Raw genomic sequence first — 20275 nt, forward strand, 5'->3', positions numbered from 1 at the left:
CGTTCGCGGGCCTCTTCGTGAGCACGGCTGCCGAGTCGCAGAACCGGCCAAACCGCGACTGGCGCGAGGCGCTGGCCGTCTACCGCCACCCGCGGGTGGTGGGCATGCTGTTCCTCGGTTTTGCCGCCGGACTCCCGCTACTGCTGACCGGCGGCACCTTCACCGCCTGGCTGCGCGACCTCGGGGTCGAACTGGCCTCCATCGGTTTCCTCTCCTGGGTGGGCATGGCCTACAGCATCAAGGTGCTGTGGGCTCCCATCGTGGACCGGATGCGGCTACCGCTGCTGACCCGGATCTTCGGGCGACGGCGGGCCTGGATGCTGGCGGCGCAGGCGACCATCATGCTGGGGCTGTTCGGAATCGCCTTTACCGACCCCACCGAACAGCTCTGGCTGGTCGCGGTCTGGGCGGTACTGACCGCCTTTGGTGCCGCGACCCAGGACATCGCGATCGACGCCTACCGCATCGAGGCGGTCAGCCAGGAGCGCCAGGGCGCGATGGCCGCAGCCTATGTCTTTGGCTATCGCGTGGCATTGCTGACGGCCGGGGCGGGGGCGCTGCATATTGCGGCCGCCGGCAGCTGGAGCCTGTCCTATATGGCGATGGCGGCGCTGATGCTGGTCGGGGTCGTATGCACCCTGATCGTGCGCGAACCCGAGGTGGCCACCCGCGACGCGCAGACCGCCCGGCTCGAAGAACGCGTGGTGCATTACATCAACAACACCGCCGACACCGGCCTCTGGCGGGACTTCAAGGCCTGGTTCATCGGCGCAGTGGTATGCCCGTTCGTGGAGTTCTGGCAGCGCTTCGGACGAATCGCCCTGCTGGTGATCGCGTTCATCGCGATCTTCCGCATCAGCGACATCTTCATGGGGGTGATGGCCAACCCGTTCTATCTCGACCTGGGCTTCACCAAGGACGAGATCGCCAACATCGCCGCGGCCTTCGGGCTGGCGATGACGCTGACGGGGGCCGCCCTGGGCGGACTGCTGGTCGTGCGTTTCGGGATCATGCGCATGCTGATCGCCACCGCCATCCTGGCGCCGGCTACCAACCTGACCTTCTCCTGGCTGGCGACCCTGGGCCCGGAAACCTACGGTCTGGTGTTCGCAATCATGGCCGACAATCTCTCCGGCGGGATGGCGATCTCGGTGTTCATCGCCTATCTCTCCAGCCTGACCAACTCGGCCTACACCGCGACCCAGTACGCCCTGTTCAGCTCGATCATGACCCTCCCGGGTCAGTTCCTGGCCGGATTTACCGGCGTATTCGCCGAGCACCTGGGCTGGTTCTGGTTCTTTGCCAGCTCCGCGCTCATTGGCATCCCCACCATCCTGCTGGCCCTCGCCCTGATGCGCTGGGCCAATCCGGACCGCATGGCCCAGCCGGGCCGACCGTCGGAGTTGCAGGCGCCGCCGGAGGGAGCGGAACGCGCCCCCTCGTAAGAGGCGGGCCCGGGTTCCGAACGTCGGCCCGTCCGTCCGGGGCCTACCAAAACAAAAACGTCCGCCGGCGATAAACATCGCGAGCGGACGGCAGGGCAGCGCCCCCGGTCTCGAAGGGGCGGCTATCGACTACTCCCGGCTTCAGGGGCGCTTCGGCGTCTGGTATTCCGCCTCTTTCTGGAAAGACTCCCAGATCGTCTCGTAACCGACGAAGCCCTTTTCGTTGGGCGGCATCTGGCGGGTCACCAGGTAACGGGACTTGCCGTCCGGGACCTGCGGGTGTTTCTTCTCGGTATCCTGGCTCATGGTTCATTCACCTCGCTTCGATGAAAAAGAGGGGATGGGACATTAACGTCTCGCTCCCCAGACATACTGAAAGGCCGGGCAAACCGGCCCCATCACTCGATGGGCACCGCTCGTCCGCTGTCGATTTCCGGGCCCGACTCCACCTTGCCACCATGCTCGATTTCGTCCGCAGTGGCATCACGCACCAACAACACATTCAGTTTGAAAATCACCTGCCGACCACACAGCGGGTTATTGCCATCAATGGTGATCGTCTTGTCGTCGAGCCGCGTAACCAGAAAATTCTTGGTCTGGCCACGATCGTTTTCCATCAGGATCGCCGTACCGAGCTCGCGGTACTCCTCCGGCACGTTTTCGATCGCTTCCGTGATCACCAGGGACTCGTCGCGCGGGCCGTACAGCGCATTGCAATCGATGGGGACCTCGATGGTTTCGCCCTGCGCCTTGCCCTCAAGCTCGCCCATCACCTTGGGCGACAGGACCTCATTGACGCCGTGCACGTATCCCAGGGGGAACTCCACCTCGGTCAGGACCTGGCCGGATTTCTCGTCGATGACCTGGTAATTCAGCTCGACGTACTTGTTGTCCTTGATTACATCTGTCATTCAAAGTCCCGCTGTCTTAGAAAATGGACGCACCGAAGATTCGCACTTCGCCTTCCTCGTAGCCGAGGACCATGCGGCCGAGCCACTCCCCTTCTTTCTTCGTGCTGCGCACCCGATACAGGACCGTGACATGTTCGCCGCGGCGAATGATGCCGAGGTAATCCCAGTCATCTTTCAGGTTGCGGGTCAGCTCGCTCTGGGCGAACTGCTTGCCCACCTCGACCTCGTTAAGGCCGAACAGCAGGTGGTAGGAGAACCGGCGGACGAACTTGCCGTACTGGCCCTTGTTCGAGTACTTGATCAGATCGCTCCACATGGGATGGGCGATCTCCAGGATCTCCTCGTCGGAGTGATCGATGATGTTCATCGAGGTCTCCGGCATTGGCTGTGCTTCAGCTGCACTGGTCATGTTGAAACCCCCGGGGGTGACGGTTGAAAGAGAAGACCAACGCGCGAACGCGTTGGCCATCGCTGCTTGCCAGCCGTGGTGACGGGGCCGCACCCGACCCCGTCACGTTAGCACCCTAGGCTTCCGCCTTCTCGGGTTCGGCCGGGGCCTCGTCCTTGTCGACCAGGTGATAGCACGGCGCCTTCTCCATGGTGTACTCGCCCGTCTTCGGGTCACGACGAGAGACGGTCAGGTGATGCCAGTTCTTGTCGTCGAGCTTCATGTAGTCGCCTCGGTAGTAGTAACCCGGCCAGCGGGTTTCCTTGCGGAACAGCGTGTGTTGGAAGACGCTCTCGGCCGTGCGCACGCGGTGCTTCAGCTCCCAGGCACGCAGCAGCTCGTGGATGTCCTCCGCCGCCAGCTTGTCCAGATCCTCTTCGAGGATGTGCATCTTCTTCAGGCCGATATTGAGCAGCTTCTCGTTGGTCATGTAGCTGACCGTCACGCCGCCGCAGTATTCGTCCATCAGCTTCTGCAGGCGGTCAAGACCCTGGCGCGGGTTGATGAAGTTCGGATTGACCGAACCGGCCACAACCTCGTTGCTATAGATCTTGTAGTGCTCGAGCGGCTTGTAGATCTCCTCTTTGCGCTTGTTGATCTGCGAATCGGAGACGCGGATGCCGTCGGCCTTGCCATCGTCGATGTACTTGCAGGCAGCCTTCGCGGCCAGCCGGCCCTCGGTGAAGGAACCGGAGGAGAACGCATGTGGCGTCCCGCCCACGGCGTCGCCGGCACCAAACAGGCCTTCGACGCTGGTCATGCGGTTGTAGCCCCAGAAGTACTCGGGCGGGGAAACATCTTCCGGACCGGAGCACCAGGCTCCACAGCCCGTGGCATGCGAGCCCATCACGTAGGGCTCCGAGGTGGTCAGCTCGGGGTTCTCGTTCTTGGGGTCCACGTCGGTGGCGGCCCAGAGCACGGCCTGGCCGACGGTCATACCCAGGAAGTTCTCCCAGCCCACCTCTTCAAGATGCGGATCCTGGAAGGCCTCCATGGTGACCATGTGGATCGGGCCACGGCCGGCATTCACCTCGTTGAGGAACGCGTGGTTGCGCAGGCACGTCGGGATCGGGCGATGGGTCCGGTGGGAGACCTCCGGATCCAGGTACTCCTTGCCGACCATCTCCTGCAGCTGCGGCCACCACTTGGACTCGTACTCTTCGCCGTTGCAGTTCTGCGTGCGGGTCTTCAGATGCAGGAAGTAGGCACCGACCGGGCCGTAACCATCCTTGAAGCGGGCCAGCACGATGCGGTTTTCCATCTGGGTCATCTTGGCACCGGCATTGATCAGCAGACCGTAGGCCGAGCCGGAAGACCAGGGCGCGTACCAGACACGGCCCGCCCCTTCACCGACCGAGCGCGGCTTGAAGATCATCGATGCGCCGCCGGCAGCAACGATTACCGTCTTCGACTTGAAGACGTGATAGTTGCCGGTGCGCACATTGAAGCCCACGGCGCCGGCCACCCGGTTCTCCTTGGACTCGTCCATCAGCAGATGGGTGACGCAGATGCGGTTGTAGATCGTATCGGCCGACTTCTTGGCGGCCTCGGCCACGATCGGCTTGTAGGACTCGCCGTGGATCATGATCTGCCAGCGGCCTTCCCGCTGGTAGGCGCCCGTCTTCGGGTCGCGCATCAGCGGGAGACCCCATTCCTCGAACTGGTGCACGGTGGAATCCACGTGGCGCGCCATGTCGAACAGCAGATCCTCGCGCACCATGCCCATCAGGTCGATACGCGCGTAGCGAACATGGTCCTCGGGGTTGTTCTCGCCCCAGCGGGTGCCCATGTAGCAGTTGATCGCGTACAGGCCCTGGGCCACGGCGCCGGAGCGGTCGATGTTGGCCTTCTCCGCAATCACGACCTTCTTGTCCTGGCCCCAGAACCGGGCTTCCCAGGCGGCGCCCGTGCCGCCCAGGCCGGCGCCACAAACCAAGATGTCGATGTTGTCTTCGACGATTGTCTTGTAGGCCATCAGTAGTACACCCCTTCTTTCAGTTTGAGACCGGCGGCCTCAAGCGTGTGCAGATCCCCCTCATCCATACGGATGTACTTGGGCTCGTTGAACAGCAGCTGGCTGTCCCTCATCGACTTGTCCGGCGCAGGAACGTCGGCCAGCTGCGGGATGTGCTTGCCCCAGGGTTTGGTGGTAATGGGCGACAGGAACTCCTTTTCGCGACCATCGCGGAACTTGATCTTCCAGGCGATAGTTCCCCGCTCTTCGTCGCGGTCGACGCGTACGCTGTGCCCAAGCGGCGCGAAGTCCGCATAGCCGCGCACGTCAATGGCGTGGTGCGGGCAGGCTTTCACGCAGGAGAAGCACTCCCAGCACATATTGGGCTCGATGTTGTAGGCACGACGGGTGGTTTCGTCGATATGCATGATGTCTGACGGGCAGATATCCACGCAGTATCCACAGCCATCGCAACGGGTCATGTATACGAAAGTTGGCATGGTAGTCCTCGATCGATGCTGATGTTCGGGTAAATGGCTTTAGTAGTGGTTGGGCGCTTCACGCTGGATACCCTTCCCCATCTCCATCGGCGCGTCGCGCAGCAACTCCATGGAATGGCGCTGCTGCTGCTCGGGGTCATCACGCGTAAGGGTCGGAAGGTTCTCGGCGGAGCCGTCGGCCCGGGTAAGGCGCTTCTGGTAGGCCGCGGCGGGCTTGAAGAACATGTGCGCGAATTTCGACCAGTAGACGGTTGCGAACAGGGTCGTGGTAGCCGCGAGGAAGAGCACGAAGAAGAGCCAGCCGAGGGCACCTGCGCCCTGGGTCAGCGACCACAGAATGGCGAACGTCGACATCGCCAGCAGCGACACGATGAACAGGTCCGCGCGGACCAGCTGGTACCAGCGACGGCCTTCGGAATTGACATCGACACGAATGAAAAACCAGAACCAGTAGCCGCCAAAGGCGAGCGACAAGGCGCCCAGGTGCCACAGGAGCGGCCACACGCCGGCGGCCGGCTCGGCCGCGTAGCCAAAGATCAGCACGGCGGAGGAGACGACGAAAACGATAAAGCCCCACATGGTGAAGAGGTGGGAGGCACGACGCGTCGGATTCTTGAATTCGCCGGAGGTGATGACCTCTTTCCCGATGGTCTGCATCGCCAGCGAGAATTTCTCGCCACCGCTCACGCTTCGGCTCGCATTCTTCTCGGCTTTCTTGGCGTTCTCGAAAAAGTACTTGGCACTCCTCTTGTGCATCATGTCGAGGATCGTGCCGCCGGCCACGAGAATGACCATGAGCACGACATACCACTGCATTGCGGCTGGTGGAATAAACGCAGCCAGTTCGGCAAAGGGATTACTAGTGATCACGGCGTCAGGCCTCCTCAGAGTGTCCAATTGGCCCACCGAGTCTGTGCCAACTCCATCTTGTGCTTCAAATCAAACTTGCTTGCCGAGACATAAGTTCAATGTATGGGGTCATATGCTTATTTAGGGAAACGCTAATCTATGGAGCTGCTTTCACGGGCTTTGCGCGCCACAAGCCGGTCGCGCGACTGGAAAGTAATGTGGCGACCAGCACAAGAACCTTTAATCAACCACGAAACCCGCATTGGGACCGAACGGCAGCCGATTGATGAACCGCGCCGCTCCAGACGCGGCCGACAAGGGGTCAAGTAACCCGGCGCTTTATGGACTATCTTGTGCTACGTTCAGGGTCGACTTGCAGCACGGCCGGCGACCAGACCGGCTGGCCACGTACGGCCCGAGCACGACACTCGGCGGGATAATCCGCCCAATCCATGCAGTCCACATCCAGCGTCGGCAGGAGATAAAGCCCCATGATCAAACCGCACGGTGCAGACACCCTGAAGCCCCTGTTTGTCTACGACCCCGAACAACACCATGCCTTGTTGAAAGAGGCCGAAAGCCTCCCCTCCGTGGTGATCAGCTCTGCGGCCGCCGGCAACGCCGTGATGATGGGAGGGGGCTATTTCACACCCCTGACCGGCTTCATGAATGTCGCAGACGCAATGGGCTGCGCGGAGAACATGCGGACCACCAGCGGCCTGTTTTTCCCGGTCCCGGTGGTAAACCTGTTGGAGAATGCCGACGCCATCCGCGGGGCCAAGCGAATTGCCCTGCGCGATCCCAACATGGAGGGGAACCCGGTACTCGCCATCCAGGAAGTCGAGGCCATCGAGGAGTTCACCCCCGAACAGATGGAGACCATGACGCAGAAGGTCTACGGCACGACCGACATGGAACACCCCGGGGTGGCCGCCTTCAACAGCGAGGGCCGCGTCTGCGTGTCGGGCCCTATCCAGGTGCTCCACTTCTCCTATTTCCAGGATGACTTCCCCGACACCTTCCGCACTGCGGTCGAGATCCGCAACGAGATCGCGGAACGCGGCTGGAACAAGGTGGTGGCCTTCCAGACCCGCAACCCGATGCACCGCGCTCACGAGGAGCTATGCCGCATGGCACTGGACCAGCTGGGCGCCGATGGCCTGGTGATCCACATGCTGCTGGGCAAGCTGAAGCCCGGCGATATCCCGGCCCCGGTGCGCGACGCCGCCATTCGCAAGATGGCCGAGATCTACTTCCCCCCGAACACCGTGATGATCACCGGGTACGGCTTCGACATGCTTTATGCCGGGCCGCGGGAGGCCGTGCTCCATGCGCTGTTCCGGCAGAACATGGGGGCGACCCACTTCATCATCGGGCGCGATCACGCCGGGGTTGGGGACTACTACGGACCGTTCGACGCCCAGACCATCTTCGACACGGAGGTCCCGAGCGACGCACTGGAGATCGAGATCTTCCGAGCGGACCACACCGCCTTCTCGAAGAAGCTCGGCCGCGTGGTCATGATGTGTGATGCGCCCGACCACACGAAGGAGGACTTCGTGCTCCTGTCCGGCACCAAGGTGCGCGAGATGCTGGGCCGCGGCGAGGCACCCCCGCCCGAGTTTTCCCGCCCGGAGGTGGCCGAGATCCTGATGGACTACTACCAGAGCATCAATCAGTAACCGGGCTCGACTGCGTCAAAGCCCGGAAACAGAAAAGGTGGCGGGAGATCCCGCCACCTTTTTGCGTTCTCAGTAGGTCTTCGACAATGCCGCCTGGATCTCGGCGAAGGTCCGCGCGACATCAAAGGTCTGCACCGACACGCCCAGTTGGCGGCCAATCTGCGTGGCCGAGAACATGCCCCGGATGCGGGTCTCGCCGGTCGCCGGATCCGTCTGGCCCACGAGCGCATGCTGACGCCCCCAGTCCTTCAGGGTTGCGATGATGTCGCCAACGTCCGCCTGCATCACCCGTTGCATGTCCAGAAGATCCACATCATCCAGGGGCGCCATCAGGTCACGGACCCGGAGGTCCTCATGCCGCAGACCACGCTCATTCACCATCTGGATCGGGCGCTCCCCCTGCGTATCGCGAGCCGTAATCAACCCGCGCACCTGCCGCGCGTCGTCGACCACGATCAGCAACCGCACACCCCTGGCAATCATCTGCTCCGTCGCCTGACCGAGGGTCGCGTCGGGACCAATTGTGGCCACCGGCACTCGGCGGAAGTCGGTCAGCACACACAACGCGGAGGAGGCCAGCGTAACCCGCGGTTCCTCGTCGGTTACCTGCTGAAGCCCGGTTCCGGGAGCTGCCTTGCTCGATGGCAGGGGCTTGTGCGGGAATTCTGCGGTCATCGCATTTCTCCATCCAGGGTGGGAACCTAGACGATGCCCTGAGATGGGCGCGCTGACAAGCGGGTCCCGTCTGACGAAACCGCGGGGCGGCGCAGCGCCGGGGAGGCGCCAGGGAACCCCGATGGGTCACTCGATTCCGGCTGCTGCCTCTTCCGGCGTTGGCCGGATCTCGAACGACATGCGGTCGAGATCCCCCAGCGCCCAGGTCGCCTCGGGCGCGCCGAGACCCGCGACCGTGCCGGGATTCACGACCCAAGTGGAGCCATCCTGCACATGCGGCTGCTGACGGATCTCGGTCTCGTGGCTGTGGCCGCAGCAGACCAGGTCGTAGTCACCCGTGCATGCCATCGCATGGGCGTAATGGGGGTAGTGCGTGACGAAGATGCGGCGCCCCCCCAGGGTGATCGTGGCATCCAGCCCGTAGTAGTGCAGCAGGCCGTTGGACTGATGGGCGATGCGCGAGATCGCGACCGGGTCCCCCAGGTTGTTGCCATGCACCGCGTGTATCGGCACACCCAGCTTCAGCGAGGCCCGCAGCGTATTGCCGCCGATCACGTCGCCACAGTGGATGACCGCCTCGGCGCCCTCGACAATACCGGCCTCGATCGCGCGGGCCAGCATCGGGCCGCGGTCATGGCTGTCGGAAACAATGCATACCTTCATGGGTTCGCAGGCCTCTGTTGCCAAATTCCAGTGCCGGGACGATAACACTGCCGCGCCCCGCCCTGCCCCCGGGCCCAATTCGAGGCATCCGAACGAGCACGCAGAATCCATCTTTGACTCCCTTGTGGTGGGCACCCCGGAACTGCATAGTGGGGGTAACCCCGACCGAAGTAAGGGGTATTGCAGTATATCGCGATTGTCTAACTTACAAGGCGTTGACGATTTATGGCACAGACCCCGTCGCACGAAATCAAGAACACCACCTGTTACATGTGCGCCTGCCGCTGCGGCATCCGGGTGCACCTGCGCGACGGGGAGGTACGGTACATCGACGGCAACCCCGAGCACCCGATCAACGAGGGCGTGATCTGCGCCAAGGGCGCCTCCGGGATCATGAAACAGCACTCCCCGGCGCGGCTGACCCAGCCCCTGCGGCGCAAGCCCGGCGCCGAGCGGGGCGACGGCGAGTTCGAGCCGATCTCCTGGGAGGAGACCTTCGAGATCCTCGCCGAGCGCCTCGGGCACATCCGCGAGACCGACCCGAAGCGCTTCGCGCTGTTCACCGGGCGTGACCAGATGCAGGCCCTGACCGGGCTGTTCGCCAAGCAGTTCGGCACCCCCAACTACGCCGCGCACGGCGGTTTCTGCTCGGTGAACATGGCCGCCGGCATGATCTACACGATCGGCGGCTCGTTCTGGGAGTTCGGTGGTCCCGACCTGGAACGCTCGAAGCTGTTCGTGATGATCGGCACCGCGGAGGACCACCACTCCAACCCGCTGAAGGTGGCGATCTCCAAGTTCAAGCGCCAGGGCGGGCGCTTTATCTCCATCAATCCGGTGCGCACCGGCTACTCCGCGATCGCCGACGAATGGGTCCCGATCCGTCCGGGGACCGATGGCGCCCTGCTGCTGGCCCTGATCCACGAGATCATCAACAAGGGCCTGTACGACCGCGACTTCCTGGTCCGCTACAGCAATGCCGGCCAGCTGGTGAACATGGACGAGGACCAGGACGAGTTCGGCATGTTCCTGCGCACCGAGGATCCGCCGGAAGAAGGCTGCTACGACGCGCAGAACCAGCTCTGGTGGGATCGCAAGACCGGGCGCCCGGTCGCCACCCACACCCCGGGCGCCGACCCTTACCTGCTCGGAGAATTCACACTCGACGACGGGACACGGGCGAAGCCCTCGTTCCAGCTGCTGCAGGACCGGGTCGCGGAGTACACCCCGGAATGGGCCGAGCGCGTCACCGGCATAGCGGCCAAGGATATCCGCCGCCTGGCCCACGAGATGGGCGTGACCGCGCGCGATCAGCGCATCGAGCTGCCGATCGCCTGGACCGATTCCTGGGGTGTGGAGCACGAGTCGGTGACCGGCAACCCGGTCTCCTTCCATGCGATGCGCGGGCTGGCCGCACACTCGAACGGCTTCCACACCATCCGTTCGCTGTCGATCCTGATGTCGCTGCTGGGCACGATCGATCGCCCCGGTGGCTTCCGCCACAAGGCCCCGTTCCCGCGTCCGATCCCGCCTTGCGCCCGCACGCCGAAGGGGCCGGAGGGCGTTCAGCCCGGCAAGCCGCTGGACGGCATGGTGCTCGGCTGGCCGGCCAGCCCGGACGACCTGTTCGTGGACGACAAGGGCGAGCCGGTGCGACTCGACAAGGCCTTCTCCTGGGAGTACCCGCTGGCCGTGCACGGCATGATGCACAACGCGATCACCAATGCCTGGCGCGGCGACCCCTACCCGATCGACACCCTGCTGATCTTCATGGCCAACATGGCGTGGAACTCGACCATGAACACGGAAGAGGTCCGCAAGATGTTGAACGACAAGGACGACAACGGGGAATACAAGATCCCGTTCCTGGTCGTGGCGGATGCCTTCCAGTCCGAGATGACCGCGTTTGCCGACCTGGTGCTGCCGGATACCACCTATCTGGAACGCCACGACGTAATGTCGATGCTGGATCGCCCGATCTCCGAGTTCACCGGCCCGGTGGACTCGGTGCGCATCCCGGTGGTGCCGCCCAAGGGCGAGTGCAAGCCCTTCCAGGATGTACTGATCGAGCTCGGGTCGCGCCTGAAGCTACCGGCCTTCGTGAACGAGAAGGGCGATCGCAAGTTCCGCGACTACCCGGACTTCGTGGTCAACTACGAGACCGAGCCGGGCTCCGGCATCGGTTTCCTGGCCGGCTGGCGCGGCAAGGGCGGCGAAAAGTCCCTGCGTGGCGAACCCAACCCCAACCAGTGGGAGATGTACGCGAAGAACAACTGCGTCTTCCAGTACGAACTGCCGCGCAGCTACCAGTACATGCGTAACTGGAACAAGGGCTATCTGGAGTGGTCGCAGCGCAACCGCATCACGCGCTATGGCGAGCCCGTGCTGATCCACCTCTACTCCGAGGTGCTGATGAAGTTCCGCGCCGCCGCCCAGGGCAAGGGGCCCACGCGCAAGGCGCCGGCGCACCTGGCCAAGCGCGTCGAGACCTTCTTCGACCCGCTGCCCTTCTACTATGACCCGCTGGAACACCAGTCCACGGACAAGCACACCTACCCGCTGGCGGCCGTCACCCAGCGGCCGATGGCGATGTACCACTCCTGGGACTCCCAGAACGCCTGGCTGCGCCAGATCCACGCCCACAACCTGCTGTACGTGAACGCGCGCACCGCGCGGGCCGCCGGCATCGAAGACGAGGACTGGATCTGGGCGGAAAGCCCCTGGGGCCGGGTGCGCTGCATGGCCAAGTACTCGGAGGCTGTCGAGCCCGGCACCGTCTGGACCTGGAATGCGATCGGCAAGGCCGCGGGGGCCTGGAACCTGACCCCGGGCGCCAACGAGTCACGCAAGGGCTTTCTGCTGAACCACCTGATCTCCGAGGAGCTGCCGGGGCAGAGCGGCCCGATCTCGAACTCCGATCCGGTGACTGGTCAGGCGGCCTGGTATGACGTCCGCGTACGAATCTACAAGGCCGAAGAAGGGGAGCCGCAGGAGACCTCTCCCCAGTTCAAGCCGCTCAAACCGTACCCCGGCCAGTCCACACGGGCACGTGTTTTGAACTTCTTTGCGGGCCTGGGGAAACGCTGAACAATGTACACACTCGCGTTGGCACCCCAGGTTTTCCGAGACAAGGCGCGGTGCGCAGCCGGTAGTGGTTCTACCGGCAAGAGCCGCAACGCTGGATCGGGGAACCTGGGGCGCCAACCCCACAAACCATTGAAAAGCAGGGGCTCGGCCGCTTTTGCATGCGCACGGCGTTGCGGCTCCCTTGTGCAGAGTGACTGCACGGCAGTCGCCGCGCCTTGTTCGCACGCAAAAGCGACTCGAGCGCGAGTGCGCACATTGTGCAGCGTTCCCCCAGGAGGCAAGAAATGACCCAACTCGCCCTCGTCATCGATCTCAACGTCTGCGTGGGTTGCCACGCCTGCGTGACCAGTTGCAAGGAATGGAACACCTCCGGCGATGCCGGCCCACTGGTCGACCAGAACCCCTACGACGCGGACCCCACCGGCACCTTCTTCAACCGGGTGCAGAGTTTCGAGGTGGGTGAATACCCGAACACCGAGACGGTGCACTTTCCCAAGTCCTGCCTGCACTGCGAAGAGCCGCCCTGCGTGCCGGTCTGCCCGACCGGGGCGTCCTACAAGCGCGAGTCGGACGGCATCGTGCTGGTCGACTACGACAAGTGCATCGGCTGCAAGTACTGCTCCTGGGCCTGCCCCTATGGCGTGCGCGAGGTGGATGCCGAACGCAAGGTGATGACCAAGTGCACCCTGTGCGTGGACCGCATCTACAACGAGGAGCTGCCGGAATGGGATCGCAAGCCGGCCTGCGTGCGGGCCTGCCCGACCAATGCGCGGCTCTACGGCGATATCCATGACCCCGAGTCGGTCGTCTCGAAGGCCATCCGCGAGGCCGGTGGTTACCAGCTGATGCCGGAATGGGGGTCCAAGCCGGCCAACCACTACCTGCCGCGGCGCAAGACCCAGCTCACCATCCGCGAAGACGAGGTCGAACGCGCGGACAACCCGCTGAAGATCGACAGTCAGTTGCCGAAGCCCGGGCAGGACGAACCCTCGCTCGACGACGTCACCAGCTGGTAAACAGGGACGAAGACACTATGCATCCAGCCTTCTCGGTCATTTTCCTCACCACCCTGATCGGCGCCGGCCAGGGCCTGTTTCTCGGCCTGTTCGGTGCCGAGGCACTGAGCCTGCTGGGCGTGCTGCCGCCCCCGGGTTCGGACTTCCTGGCCCTGGGCTCCGCGCTCGCGCTGGCCTTCCTGGTGCTTGGGCTGATCGCCTCATTCTTTCACCTGGGGCGGCCGGAACGCGCCTGGCGCACCGCCACCAAGTGGCGCACCTCTTGGCTCTCGCGCGAGGTGATCGTGCTCCCGGCGTTCATGGGCGTCGTGTTCCTGTACGGCGCGGCCCATGCGTTCGGGTTCAACCCGGCCCTGGGTACGCTGGCCGGGGATGTCCCCGTCCTGCTGACCGTCGTGCTTGGCGCCATCGGGGCGCTGCTGGCCATCGTGCTGTATGTAACGACCGCGATGATCTACGCCTGCATCAAGTTCCTGCAGGAATGGCACTCCCCGCTGACCGTGGTCAACTACACCGTGCTGGGGGCCGCCAACGGCTTCACCCTGGCGGCCGCCTATGCGGCCTGGGCCGGTGTCCCGCTGGTCGCCTTCCTGGCGACGGTCGCGATCGTCCTGACGCTTCTGGGACTGGGTACCCGCAGCGCATCGCTGGTGCGCAACTCCCGTATCAAGTCGAAGTCCACGCTGCAAACCGCGATCGGGGTGAAGCACCCGAAGATCCAGCAGAAGTCCCAGGGCTTCATGGGCGGGTCATTCAATACGCGGGAATTCTTCCACCACATGTCGGCCGCGTTCCTGCGCGGGATGAAGTGGATCTTCCTGCTGGGTGCGTTCGTGGTCCCGGCGATCCTGCTGCTGGTCGTGCTGGTCGCCCGCATCGACCCGGTCAACCTGCTGATCGCCGCGTTCGTGATCCAGTATCTGGGCATGGTCGCCGAGCGCTGGTTCTTCTTCGCCCAGGCCAACCACCCGCAGAACATCTACTACCAGTCGGTGGCCTGAGGACACAGCCGGGGGCGGCCTGACCGCTCCCGGCCCATCCAGGTTCGAGGCCCAGCCCCAAATCGCTCCGATCAGACCGCCGACCAGGCCTCGGTCGTGATCCCCTCACCCAGATCGAGCTCTACCAGGCGGCGGCGCACCTCCAGCAACTTCTCGACCAGGGCCGGTTCGACGTGCTCGTAGGCCTCCGCGTCCGGCACCCGGTTGACCACCACCCCCAGCAGCTCAGTGATCGCGTTGCCGATCGAATTCTGACTGATCGTGACGATCAAGCGGCCCTCGTCGTTGCGGTAAATCAGCTGCTTGAAGGCCGGCTGCCAACGGATCGCATGGGCGTACTTGGCGTCGGTGAAGCAGCGATCGCGCACCTTCTTGGCGGTCTTGAGGAAATCGTTGTTGAACAGCAGGACCTCCTCCACCGCATCGGGGAAGTGCACGCCCTCGGGCATCGGGGCATTGCGGGTGGAGACCTGCGAGAAGAAGGTGCGGTAGAAGTCCAGAAAGCCCTGCAGGACCGCGTCGTATTCGCGCCAGAAGCGGATGTCCTTCAACGCCTCGACCCCACCCTGGATCTCCCAGCTCGGGAGGCCGTGCGGGTAGCCGGTCAGCGCGAGTCGGGCCTGGTGATCGGGCGCCGGCCGCAGGATCTGCAGGTCCAGGGCGCGGGTAAAGAAGGCCCGGTAGACATCGCGCATATAGGCCTGGAACAGGCTGTGCTGGCCGCCATCGGTCAGGTTGGGGTTACCGGGATCGGCCAGCGGCGCTTCAGCCAGCGTCGCCATCGGAAAGACGATGAAATGGTTGTGCAGCATGCGGATACTGGGCACCCCGGGCGCGGTCAGCGGCCAGGTCGCGTCCAGGCTGGCCTCGCCCGCCAGCACCAGGGCCTCGGCCGGGTCCGGGTACTGCTCCAGCATGTACTCGATGATCACTCCGTTCATCCGGTTCCAGACATGCCGCACCGGCTCCGGCACCTGGGTGCGCCGCACCGGGCGCCCCATCGGGTCGAGGATGGTCTGCGAGGTGTTGTAGATGATAGAGCAGTCGAACTCGTTGCTGTGCCCCAGCGCCTTGCGGTAGAGCAGGAGGTTTTCCGGATTGACCAGCAGCCCGTTGTTGTTCACCAGGTCGGCGAGGTTCTCGGTGCTGTTGAAGAACTCGTTCGGTTTCATGCCCTCCGGGATATCCAGGGGGATGGGCCGAAACGGCGTGGTGATCTCGCGGGGGCCGGCTTGCATAACGGTCGGTGACTCCTTGCAGGGGGCGGGTGTCACATAAGGATGGGCAGGGTTGTACCGACAACCACAACCCCTGTACTGTAACTTGCGCGGATCGGGAGTGTCTGCAGCGACCATAGCACAACCACCCACTCCTCATAGGAGCGAGAGCATGCGACTGATTCTGTTGGGGGCGCCTGGCGCCGGCAAGGGCACCCAGGCCCAGTACATCTGCGAGAAGTACAACATCCCGCAGATCTCCACCGGCGATATGCTGCGTGCAGCCGTCAAGGCAGGCACCCCACTGGGTCTGAAGGCCAAAGAGGTCATGGATGCTGGCGGCCTGGTCTCCGACGACATCATCCTGGGCCTGGTGAAGGAACGCGTGGAGCAGCCCGATTGCTGCGACACCGGCTTCCTGTTCGATGGCTTCCCGCGCACCATCCCGCAGGCCGAGGCCCTGAAGGAGCAGAACGTGCCGCTCGACTTTGTCGTGGAGGTGGATGTCCCCGACGAAGAGGTGATCCGCCGCATGAGCGGACGGCGGGTACATCCGGGCTCCGGCCGCACCTATCACGTCGAATTCAATCCGCCGAAGGTCGAAGGCAAGGACGACGTCACCGGCGAGGACCTGATCCAGCGCGAAGACGACAACGAAGAAACGGTGCGCAAGCGCCTCGAGGCCTACCACAGCCAGACGCGCCCGCTGGTGGACTTCTACTCGAAGTGGGCGGACAGCGGCGAGCCCGACGCGCCGCAATACGTCCACATCAAGGGAACCGGATCGGTGGAAGACATCCGCGACCAGATCTTCAAGGCCCTGGGCTAAAAAACGACCCGCCTGGTATTCCGAGCGGGTCGTCTTGATTGGGGCCACGGCCCCGCGCCTGCCGCCCCTGGGCCCGGACACGGGACCAGGGGCTTTCTTGCTATTAGCGACCGAGCACCTTGGTCACCTTGTTCTGACGCAGGCGGTAGGCATCCGGCATGCCCGAGCCCAGCAGCGGACGCAGATACATCCGGAAGGCGTCGGTGACGTCGGTGCCCGAGGCATCGATGAACTCGTCCGGCATGACCTTGGTCTTGCCAGCGACGGCCTCCAGCGGCACGTACTCGTAGTCCACCGAATAAAAGCCGGTACGCTTGATCGCGACCGAGCCGTCGCGGCCCTGCCACATCGCAAACTGCACGGCCTTCTCGCCCACTTCCCGGGCCTCGCGCTGGTCGACGTCCGAGACACAGCCAATAAAGGCACGCTGCAGATAGCCGAAGGTGTCGCCGCGTACGCGCTTGACCCCCAGCTTGTCCCGGATCTCGCCACAGAGCATGTCGGCCAGGGCGCCGGTGCCCGAGAGCTGAACATTACCGTGGGCATCCTTCTCCACGTCCTTGGCGAGCTTGGTCGCGATCGGCTCACCGTCCGCGTCATGGATCCCCTCGCTGACCGCGATCACGCAGCGCCCGTAACGGTCCATGGTCGCCTTGACGTCCGACAGGAAGCGGTCGACTTCGAATACGCGTTCGGGCACGTAGATCAGGTGGGGCCCGTCGTCCGGGAATTTCTTCCCGAGGGCGGAGGCCGCGGTCAGGAACCCGGCATGGCGGCCCATGACCACCGCCAGATAGATTCCCGGCAGGGCATAGTTGTCGAGGTTGGCGCCGACGAAGGCCTGGGCCACGAAACGCGCTGCGGACGGGAAGCCCGGCGTATGGTCGTTCTCCACCAGGTCATTGTCGATCGTCTTCGGGATATGCACGCAACGCATCGGATAGTTGGCCTTGCGCGCCTCCTCGCTGACGATACGCACCGTGTCGGAGGAGTCGTTGCCGCCGATATAGAAGAAGTAGGTGATCTCGTGGGCCTTCAGGACCTTGAAGATCTCCTTGCAGTAGTCGAGATCCGGCTTGTCACGCGTAGAGCCCAGCGCCGAGGAGGGCGTCCGCGCGACCATCTCCAGATTGTGGGTGGTCTCCTGGGTCAGGTCCAGGAACTCCTCGTCGATGATCCCGCGGACCCCGTGGAAGGCCCCGTATACCAGCTCGACGTCGGTAAATTTCCGGGCTTCCAGGACTGCGCCCACCATGGATTGATTGATTACCGCCGTCGGGCCTCCACCCTGGGCGATCAGAACCTTGGCCATCTTCGTCCTCCTTCTGCGACTTTAGTGCGTTCCAACCGTGAATCGGCCGCGCAACGACCGGGCATCTCAGTGACATAAGGCCCGAAGATAGCAAATTCCGCACTCTCCGCACGGAAACGTTTAATTGTATTATCAAAGACTTATTGACCCGAGAGGACCTGAAGGCACAACGGCACCACCAACCCGATGGGTCGGTGGTGCCGGCTCGCAGGCCAGGGGAGGAAGTCGAGGGAGAACTCAGTCGCGCAGATGCTGGTTCACAAAGCGGGTGACCCGGATCATCGCGTCACGAGAGGCGAGATCGTCGGCGAAGGTGCGGTTGCTGCCATTGCGAAAATCGAAGCCGCGGCCAACGCCTGGATATTCGATCCAGGTCACATCACCGCCGCGGCTTTCCAGACCGTCCGCGGCCATCTTCGCGGTCCGGTGGCGCTGATACTGCTCTTCGTCGCCGATCAGGATCATCATCGGGATCTCGAGCTGATTGACCTCGTTGGCGTAGCGATACACCTGGTGCGGCTCGCCGAGGTTCGGGTCCTGCAGGTGCGGGTAGTAGCCGGCCCAGCAGGCAACATCCTCGACCTGCCGCTCAAAGGTCACGGCCACCTTAAGCGTCTTGTAGCCCCCGCGCGTGATGGAGACCAGGCAGGCCCGGTCACCGACGATGTCGTCACGCTCGAGCAGGACATCCAATCCCTTGTTCAGGTCGCCCTCCAGCTCGTAGTCATGATCCAGCGGATGGCTTTCCATGAAACGGCCGGTGTACATGTCCGGCGCCATCACCACGAAGCCGCGCGCGGCCAGGCGCTTCACATGCAGGATCGCCAGATCGTCCAGCCCGCGCCGGCCATGGGCCCAGAGGATCGCGGGATAGGCCTCGCCATCGGCGGGGCGCGCCACCAGCGCCGGGATGTCCACGCCGTCGCGCTCATACTCGAATCGCTCGATCTCGACCTCGTGATTCTCGAGATCGGAATACAGCACGCCGTCTTCCCACCAGTCGTCATCCCACCACCAGTTGTCAGAACCGGTGGGTTCATCCGCGGCGAGCGGCGAGACGAGGAGGCTGGTGGCGGCCAGCAGGCAGAACGATCGAAAAGCAGAAACCATGAATCCCGAACCCCTTCTTATTGGAGCCGCGCAGAAGACCCAACTGGGGATCCCGCAGCCGTGAGCCACGCCTTCGAGCTTAGAGCAAAGCACGGCGTCCTGCCCAGCACATCGGACCCTAGACCCCGCCCGGAAAACCGAGTTGGCGCCAGGCCTCGTAGACGACCACGGCCACCGCGTTGGAGAGGTTCAGGCTGCGGCTATCGGGCTGCATGGGCAGACGCAATCGCTGTTCGGGAGGCAGTGCGTCGAGTACCGCTTGGGGCAGTCCGCGGGTCTCCGGCCCAAACAACAGGGCATCACCGGACTGGAACCCGGCCTGGTCGTAACGGGCCTGCCCGCGCGTGGTCAGGGCGAACTCGCGCTGCGGCCGGATCGATTCCCGCCACCGTTCGAGGCTGTCATACTCTTGCACCCGGGCCAGCTCGTGATAGTCGAGCCCGGCGCGGCGCGCCCGGGCGCTATCCAGCTCGAAGCCGAGCGGATGGATCAGGTGCAACGCCGCCCCGGTGTTGGCCGCCAGACGAATAATATTGCCCGTGTTCGGCGGGATTTCCGGTTCATAAAGGACGATGTGAAGCATGAGTGATTCGCGCACCGATCCGCGGCTGGCCGTTGATTTCTGCGGGCTGCATTTGAACACGCCGCTGGTGCTGCTGTCCGGCTGTGTCGGCTTTGGCGAGGAATACACCCGGGTTGCCGGGTTCTCCAATCGCGACGCGGGTGCGATCTGCCTGAAGGGCACGACCGGCCAGGCGCGACTGGGCAACCCGCCGCACCGCGTCTACGAGACCCCGGACGGCATGCTGAACGCGATCGGGCTGCAGAATCCGGGCGTGGACCGGGTGGTGGACGAGATCCTGCCCGCGCTGGATTTCGAGGAGACGCGCTTTTTCGCCAACGTCTCGGGCTCCACGATCGAGGAGTACATCGAGGTCACCCGGCGTTTCGACGACTCGCCGATCGATGCCATCGAGATCAATATCTCCTGCCCCAACGTGAAAGAAGGCGGCGTGGCGTTCGGCAACGACCCGGAGATGTCGGCGCGCGTGGTCGAGGCCTGCCGCTCCGTGACCTCCAAGCCGTTGATCACCAAGCTGTCGCCCAACCAGACCGACATCGCCGAGAATGGCCGCCGCTGCATCGATGCCGGGACCGACGGGTTTGCCGTGATCAACACCCTGATGGGGATGGCCGTCGACGTGGAAAACCGCCGCGCGGTGATCGGCAACAACCAGGGCGGACTCTCCGGCCCGGCGATCAAGCCGATCGCGCTGTTGAAAGTACAGCAGGTCTATCAGGTGGCCGCACCGCATAATGTCCCGATCATCGGCCAGGGCGGCGTGATGAATGCGCGCGACGCGCTGGAATTCCTGATCGCGGGCGCCAGCACCGTGGGCGTGGGTACCGGGCTGTTCTACGATCCGCTGTGCCTGCCGAAGATCCTGGACGGCATCCGCGACTACATGGATCGCCACGGCATCCAGCAGGTCAGCGAGCTGACCGGGAGCCTGCAGCTCAACAGCGCGATCTCCGCCTGCGCCGCCCCGGCCCCGGAAGACCCCACGACCTGATC

General features: G+C 63.8%; 19 protein-coding genes. 7 read left to right on the forward strand and 12 right to left on the reverse strand.

Annotated elements, in window-relative coordinates; genetic code table 11:
* Window positions 1-17: 17 nt before the first annotated feature.
* Window positions 18-1445 carry an AmpG family muropeptide MFS transporter gene (locus tag G015_RS0101790; RefSeq protein ID WP_018649155.1) on the forward strand — a complete coding sequence of 476 codons (1428 nt, stop codon included), beginning with the start codon at window positions 18-20 and terminating at the stop codon, window positions 1443-1445.
* A gap of 141 nt (window positions 1446-1586) precedes the next feature.
* Here G015_RS0101790 and G015_RS14270 read toward each other — a convergent pair whose 3' ends face one another.
* From G015_RS14270 to G015_RS0101820, 6 genes are all read right to left on the reverse strand, one after another.
* Window positions 1587-1751, reverse strand: a complete 165-nt coding sequence (locus G015_RS14270; RefSeq protein ID WP_018139797.1) for a hypothetical protein — start codon at window positions 1749-1751, stop codon at window positions 1587-1589.
* 92 nt (window positions 1752-1843) lie between these two features.
* The gene (locus G015_RS0101800; RefSeq protein WP_018139796.1) at window positions 1844-2356 is read right to left on the reverse strand and encodes a peptidylprolyl isomerase; all 513 of its coding nucleotides are present in this window, start codon (window positions 2354-2356) and stop codon (window positions 1844-1846) included.
* Between the two features lie 16 nt (window positions 2357-2372).
* Window positions 2373-2723: a hypothetical protein gene (locus tag G015_RS0101805; RefSeq protein ID WP_018139795.1), complete on the reverse strand. Its 351-nt coding sequence runs from the start codon at window positions 2721-2723 to the stop codon at window positions 2373-2375.
* Window positions 2724-2880: 157 nt separating this feature from the next.
* On the reverse strand, window positions 2881-4779 hold the full coding sequence (gene aprA, locus G015_RS0101810; protein WP_018139794.1) for an adenylyl-sulfate reductase subunit alpha: 1899 nt from the start codon (window positions 4777-4779) through the stop codon (window positions 2881-2883).
* Complete coding sequence (gene aprB, locus G015_RS0101815) at window positions 4779-5258, reverse strand: adenylyl-sulfate reductase subunit beta (RefSeq protein ID WP_038038494.1); 480 nt, start codon at window positions 5256-5258, stop codon at window positions 4779-4781. The genes aprA and aprB overlap by 1 nt, the downstream gene beginning before the upstream one ends.
* Before the next feature lie 39 nt (window positions 5259-5297).
* Window positions 5298-6074 carry a hypothetical protein gene (locus tag G015_RS0101820; protein ID WP_018139792.1) on the reverse strand — a complete coding sequence of 259 codons (777 nt, stop codon included), beginning with the start codon at window positions 6072-6074 and terminating at the stop codon, window positions 5298-5300.
* Between the two features lie 524 nt (window positions 6075-6598).
* Here G015_RS0101820 and sat point away from each other — a divergent pair.
* Window positions 6599-7789 carry a sulfate adenylyltransferase gene (gene sat, locus G015_RS0101825; RefSeq protein WP_018139791.1) on the forward strand — a complete coding sequence of 397 codons (1191 nt, stop codon included), beginning with the start codon at window positions 6599-6601 and terminating at the stop codon, window positions 7787-7789.
* A gap of 69 nt (window positions 7790-7858) precedes the next feature.
* On the opposite strand, the gene G015_RS0101830 is transcribed toward sat, so the two are convergent.
* Together G015_RS0101830 and G015_RS0101835 are read right to left on the reverse strand one after the other, a co-directional pair.
* Window positions 7859-8464, reverse strand: a complete 606-nt coding sequence (locus G015_RS0101830) for a CBS domain-containing protein (RefSeq protein WP_012981477.1) — start codon at window positions 8462-8464, stop codon at window positions 7859-7861.
* Window positions 8465-8590: 126 nt separating this feature from the next.
* A complete protein-coding gene (locus G015_RS0101835) occupies window positions 8591-9127 on the reverse strand; it encodes a metallophosphoesterase family protein (RefSeq protein WP_012981476.1) in 537 nt (178 codons plus the stop codon).
* 225 nt (window positions 9128-9352) lie between these two features.
* Between G015_RS0101835 and G015_RS0101840 the strand changes: the two genes are divergently transcribed.
* The 3 genes from G015_RS0101840 to G015_RS0101850 all read left to right on the forward strand — a co-directional run bounded on the left by G015_RS0101840 (window position 9353) and on the right by G015_RS0101850 (window position 14231).
* Window positions 9353-12214: a molybdopterin oxidoreductase family protein gene (locus G015_RS0101840; protein ID WP_012981475.1), complete on the forward strand. Its 2862-nt coding sequence runs from the start codon at window positions 9353-9355 to the stop codon at window positions 12212-12214.
* Between the two features lie 284 nt (window positions 12215-12498).
* Window positions 12499-13230 (forward strand): 4Fe-4S dicluster domain-containing protein, encoded by a 732-nt coding sequence (locus tag G015_RS0101845; protein WP_012981474.1) that lies wholly within the window; start codon window positions 12499-12501, stop codon window positions 13228-13230.
* A gap of 17 nt (window positions 13231-13247) precedes the next feature.
* Window positions 13248-14231: a DmsC/YnfH family molybdoenzyme membrane anchor subunit gene (locus G015_RS0101850; RefSeq protein WP_012981473.1), complete on the forward strand. Its 984-nt coding sequence runs from the start codon at window positions 13248-13250 to the stop codon at window positions 14229-14231.
* Window positions 14232-14302: 71 nt separating this feature from the next.
* On the opposite strand, the gene G015_RS0101855 is transcribed toward G015_RS0101850, so the two are convergent.
* Window positions 14303-15469 carry a hypothetical protein gene (locus G015_RS0101855; RefSeq protein WP_012981472.1) on the reverse strand — a complete coding sequence of 389 codons (1167 nt, stop codon included), beginning with the start codon at window positions 15467-15469 and terminating at the stop codon, window positions 14303-14305.
* 151 nt (window positions 15470-15620) lie between these two features.
* On the opposite strand from G015_RS0101855, the gene adk reads away from it, so the two are divergent.
* Window positions 15621-16277 carry an adenylate kinase gene (gene adk, locus G015_RS0101860; RefSeq protein ID WP_012981471.1) on the forward strand — a complete coding sequence of 219 codons (657 nt, stop codon included), beginning with the start codon at window positions 15621-15623 and terminating at the stop codon, window positions 16275-16277.
* A 103-nt stretch (window positions 16278-16380) separates the two neighbouring features.
* On the opposite strand, the gene G015_RS0101865 is transcribed toward adk, so the two are convergent.
* From G015_RS0101865 to G015_RS0101875, 3 genes are all read right to left on the reverse strand, one after another.
* Entirely contained in the window at window positions 16381-17589 is a 1209-nt protein-coding gene (locus tag G015_RS0101865) for a 6-phosphofructokinase (protein WP_012981470.1), read from the reverse strand.
* Window positions 17590-17826: 237 nt separating this feature from the next.
* Window positions 17827-18699 (reverse strand): dienelactone hydrolase family protein, encoded by an 873-nt coding sequence (locus G015_RS0101870; RefSeq protein ID WP_012981469.1) that lies wholly within the window; start codon window positions 18697-18699, stop codon window positions 17827-17829.
* A 118-nt stretch (window positions 18700-18817) separates the two neighbouring features.
* A complete protein-coding gene (locus G015_RS0101875) occupies window positions 18818-19282 on the reverse strand; it encodes a tRNA (cytidine(34)-2'-O)-methyltransferase (RefSeq protein ID WP_012981468.1) in 465 nt (154 codons plus the stop codon).
* Here G015_RS0101875 and G015_RS0101880 point away from each other — a divergent pair.
* A complete protein-coding gene (locus G015_RS0101880) occupies window positions 19281-20273 on the forward strand; it encodes a dihydroorotate dehydrogenase (RefSeq protein ID WP_012981467.1) in 993 nt (330 codons plus the stop codon). The two genes, G015_RS0101875 and G015_RS0101880, sit on opposite strands and share 2 nt — an antisense overlap.
* Window positions 20274-20275 lie beyond the last annotated feature (2 nt).

It is taken from the genome of Thioalkalivibrio sp. ALJ15, assembly GCF_000383695.1.
Classification (GTDB): Bacteria; Pseudomonadota; Gammaproteobacteria; order Ectothiorhodospirales; family Ectothiorhodospiraceae; genus Thioalkalivibrio.

Excerpts from the sequence above, each read along its gene's own strand:
- G015_RS14270 (WP_018139797.1), bottom strand. The coding sequence starts at position 1,751 with ATGAGCCAGGATACCGAGAAGAAACACCCGCAGGTCCCGGACGGCAAG.
- G015_RS0101800 (WP_018139796.1), bottom strand. The coding sequence starts at position 2,356 with ATGACAGATGTAATCAAGGACAACAAGTACGTCGAGCTGAATTACCAG.
- G015_RS0101805 (WP_018139795.1), bottom strand. The coding sequence starts at position 2,723 with ATGAACATCATCGATCACTCCGACGAGGAGATCCTGGAGATCGCCCAT.
- aprA (WP_018139794.1), bottom strand. The coding sequence starts at position 4,779 with ATGGCCTACAAGACAATCGTCGAAGACAACATCGACATCTTGGTTTGT.
- aprB (WP_038038494.1), bottom strand. The coding sequence starts at position 5,258 with ATGCCAACTTTCGTATACATGACCCGTTGCGATGGCTGTGGATACTGC.
- G015_RS0101820 (WP_018139792.1), bottom strand. The coding sequence starts at position 6,074 with ATGCAGTGGTATGTCGTGCTCATGGTCATTCTCGTGGCCGGCGGCACG.
- sat (WP_018139791.1), top strand. The coding sequence starts at position 6,599 with ATGATCAAACCGCACGGTGCAGACACCCTGAAGCCCCTGTTTGTCTAC.
- G015_RS0101830 (WP_012981477.1), bottom strand. The coding sequence starts at position 8,464 with ATGACCGCAGAATTCCCGCACAAGCCCCTGCCATCGAGCAAGGCAGCT.
- G015_RS0101835 (WP_012981476.1), bottom strand. The coding sequence starts at position 9,127 with ATGAAGGTATGCATTGTTTCCGACAGCCATGACCGCGGCCCGATGCTG.
- G015_RS0101840 (WP_012981475.1), top strand. The coding sequence starts at position 9,353 with ATGGCACAGACCCCGTCGCACGAAATCAAGAACACCACCTGTTACATG.
- G015_RS0101845 (WP_012981474.1), top strand. The coding sequence starts at position 12,499 with ATGACCCAACTCGCCCTCGTCATCGATCTCAACGTCTGCGTGGGTTGC.
- G015_RS0101850 (WP_012981473.1), top strand. The coding sequence starts at position 13,248 with ATGCATCCAGCCTTCTCGGTCATTTTCCTCACCACCCTGATCGGCGCC.
- G015_RS0101855 (WP_012981472.1), bottom strand. The coding sequence starts at position 15,469 with ATGCAAGCCGGCCCCCGCGAGATCACCACGCCGTTTCGGCCCATCCCC.
- adk (WP_012981471.1), top strand. The coding sequence starts at position 15,621 with ATGCGACTGATTCTGTTGGGGGCGCCTGGCGCCGGCAAGGGCACCCAG.
- G015_RS0101865 (WP_012981470.1), bottom strand. The coding sequence starts at position 17,589 with ATGGCCAAGGTTCTGATCGCCCAGGGTGGAGGCCCGACGGCGGTAATC.
- G015_RS0101870 (WP_012981469.1), bottom strand. The coding sequence starts at position 18,699 with ATGGTTTCTGCTTTTCGATCGTTCTGCCTGCTGGCCGCCACCAGCCTC.
- G015_RS0101880 (WP_012981467.1), top strand. The coding sequence starts at position 19,281 with ATGAGTGATTCGCGCACCGATCCGCGGCTGGCCGTTGATTTCTGCGGG.
- G015_RS0101875 (WP_012981468.1), bottom strand. The coding sequence starts at position 19,282 with ATGCTTCACATCGTCCTTTATGAACCGGAAATCCCGCCGAACACGGGC.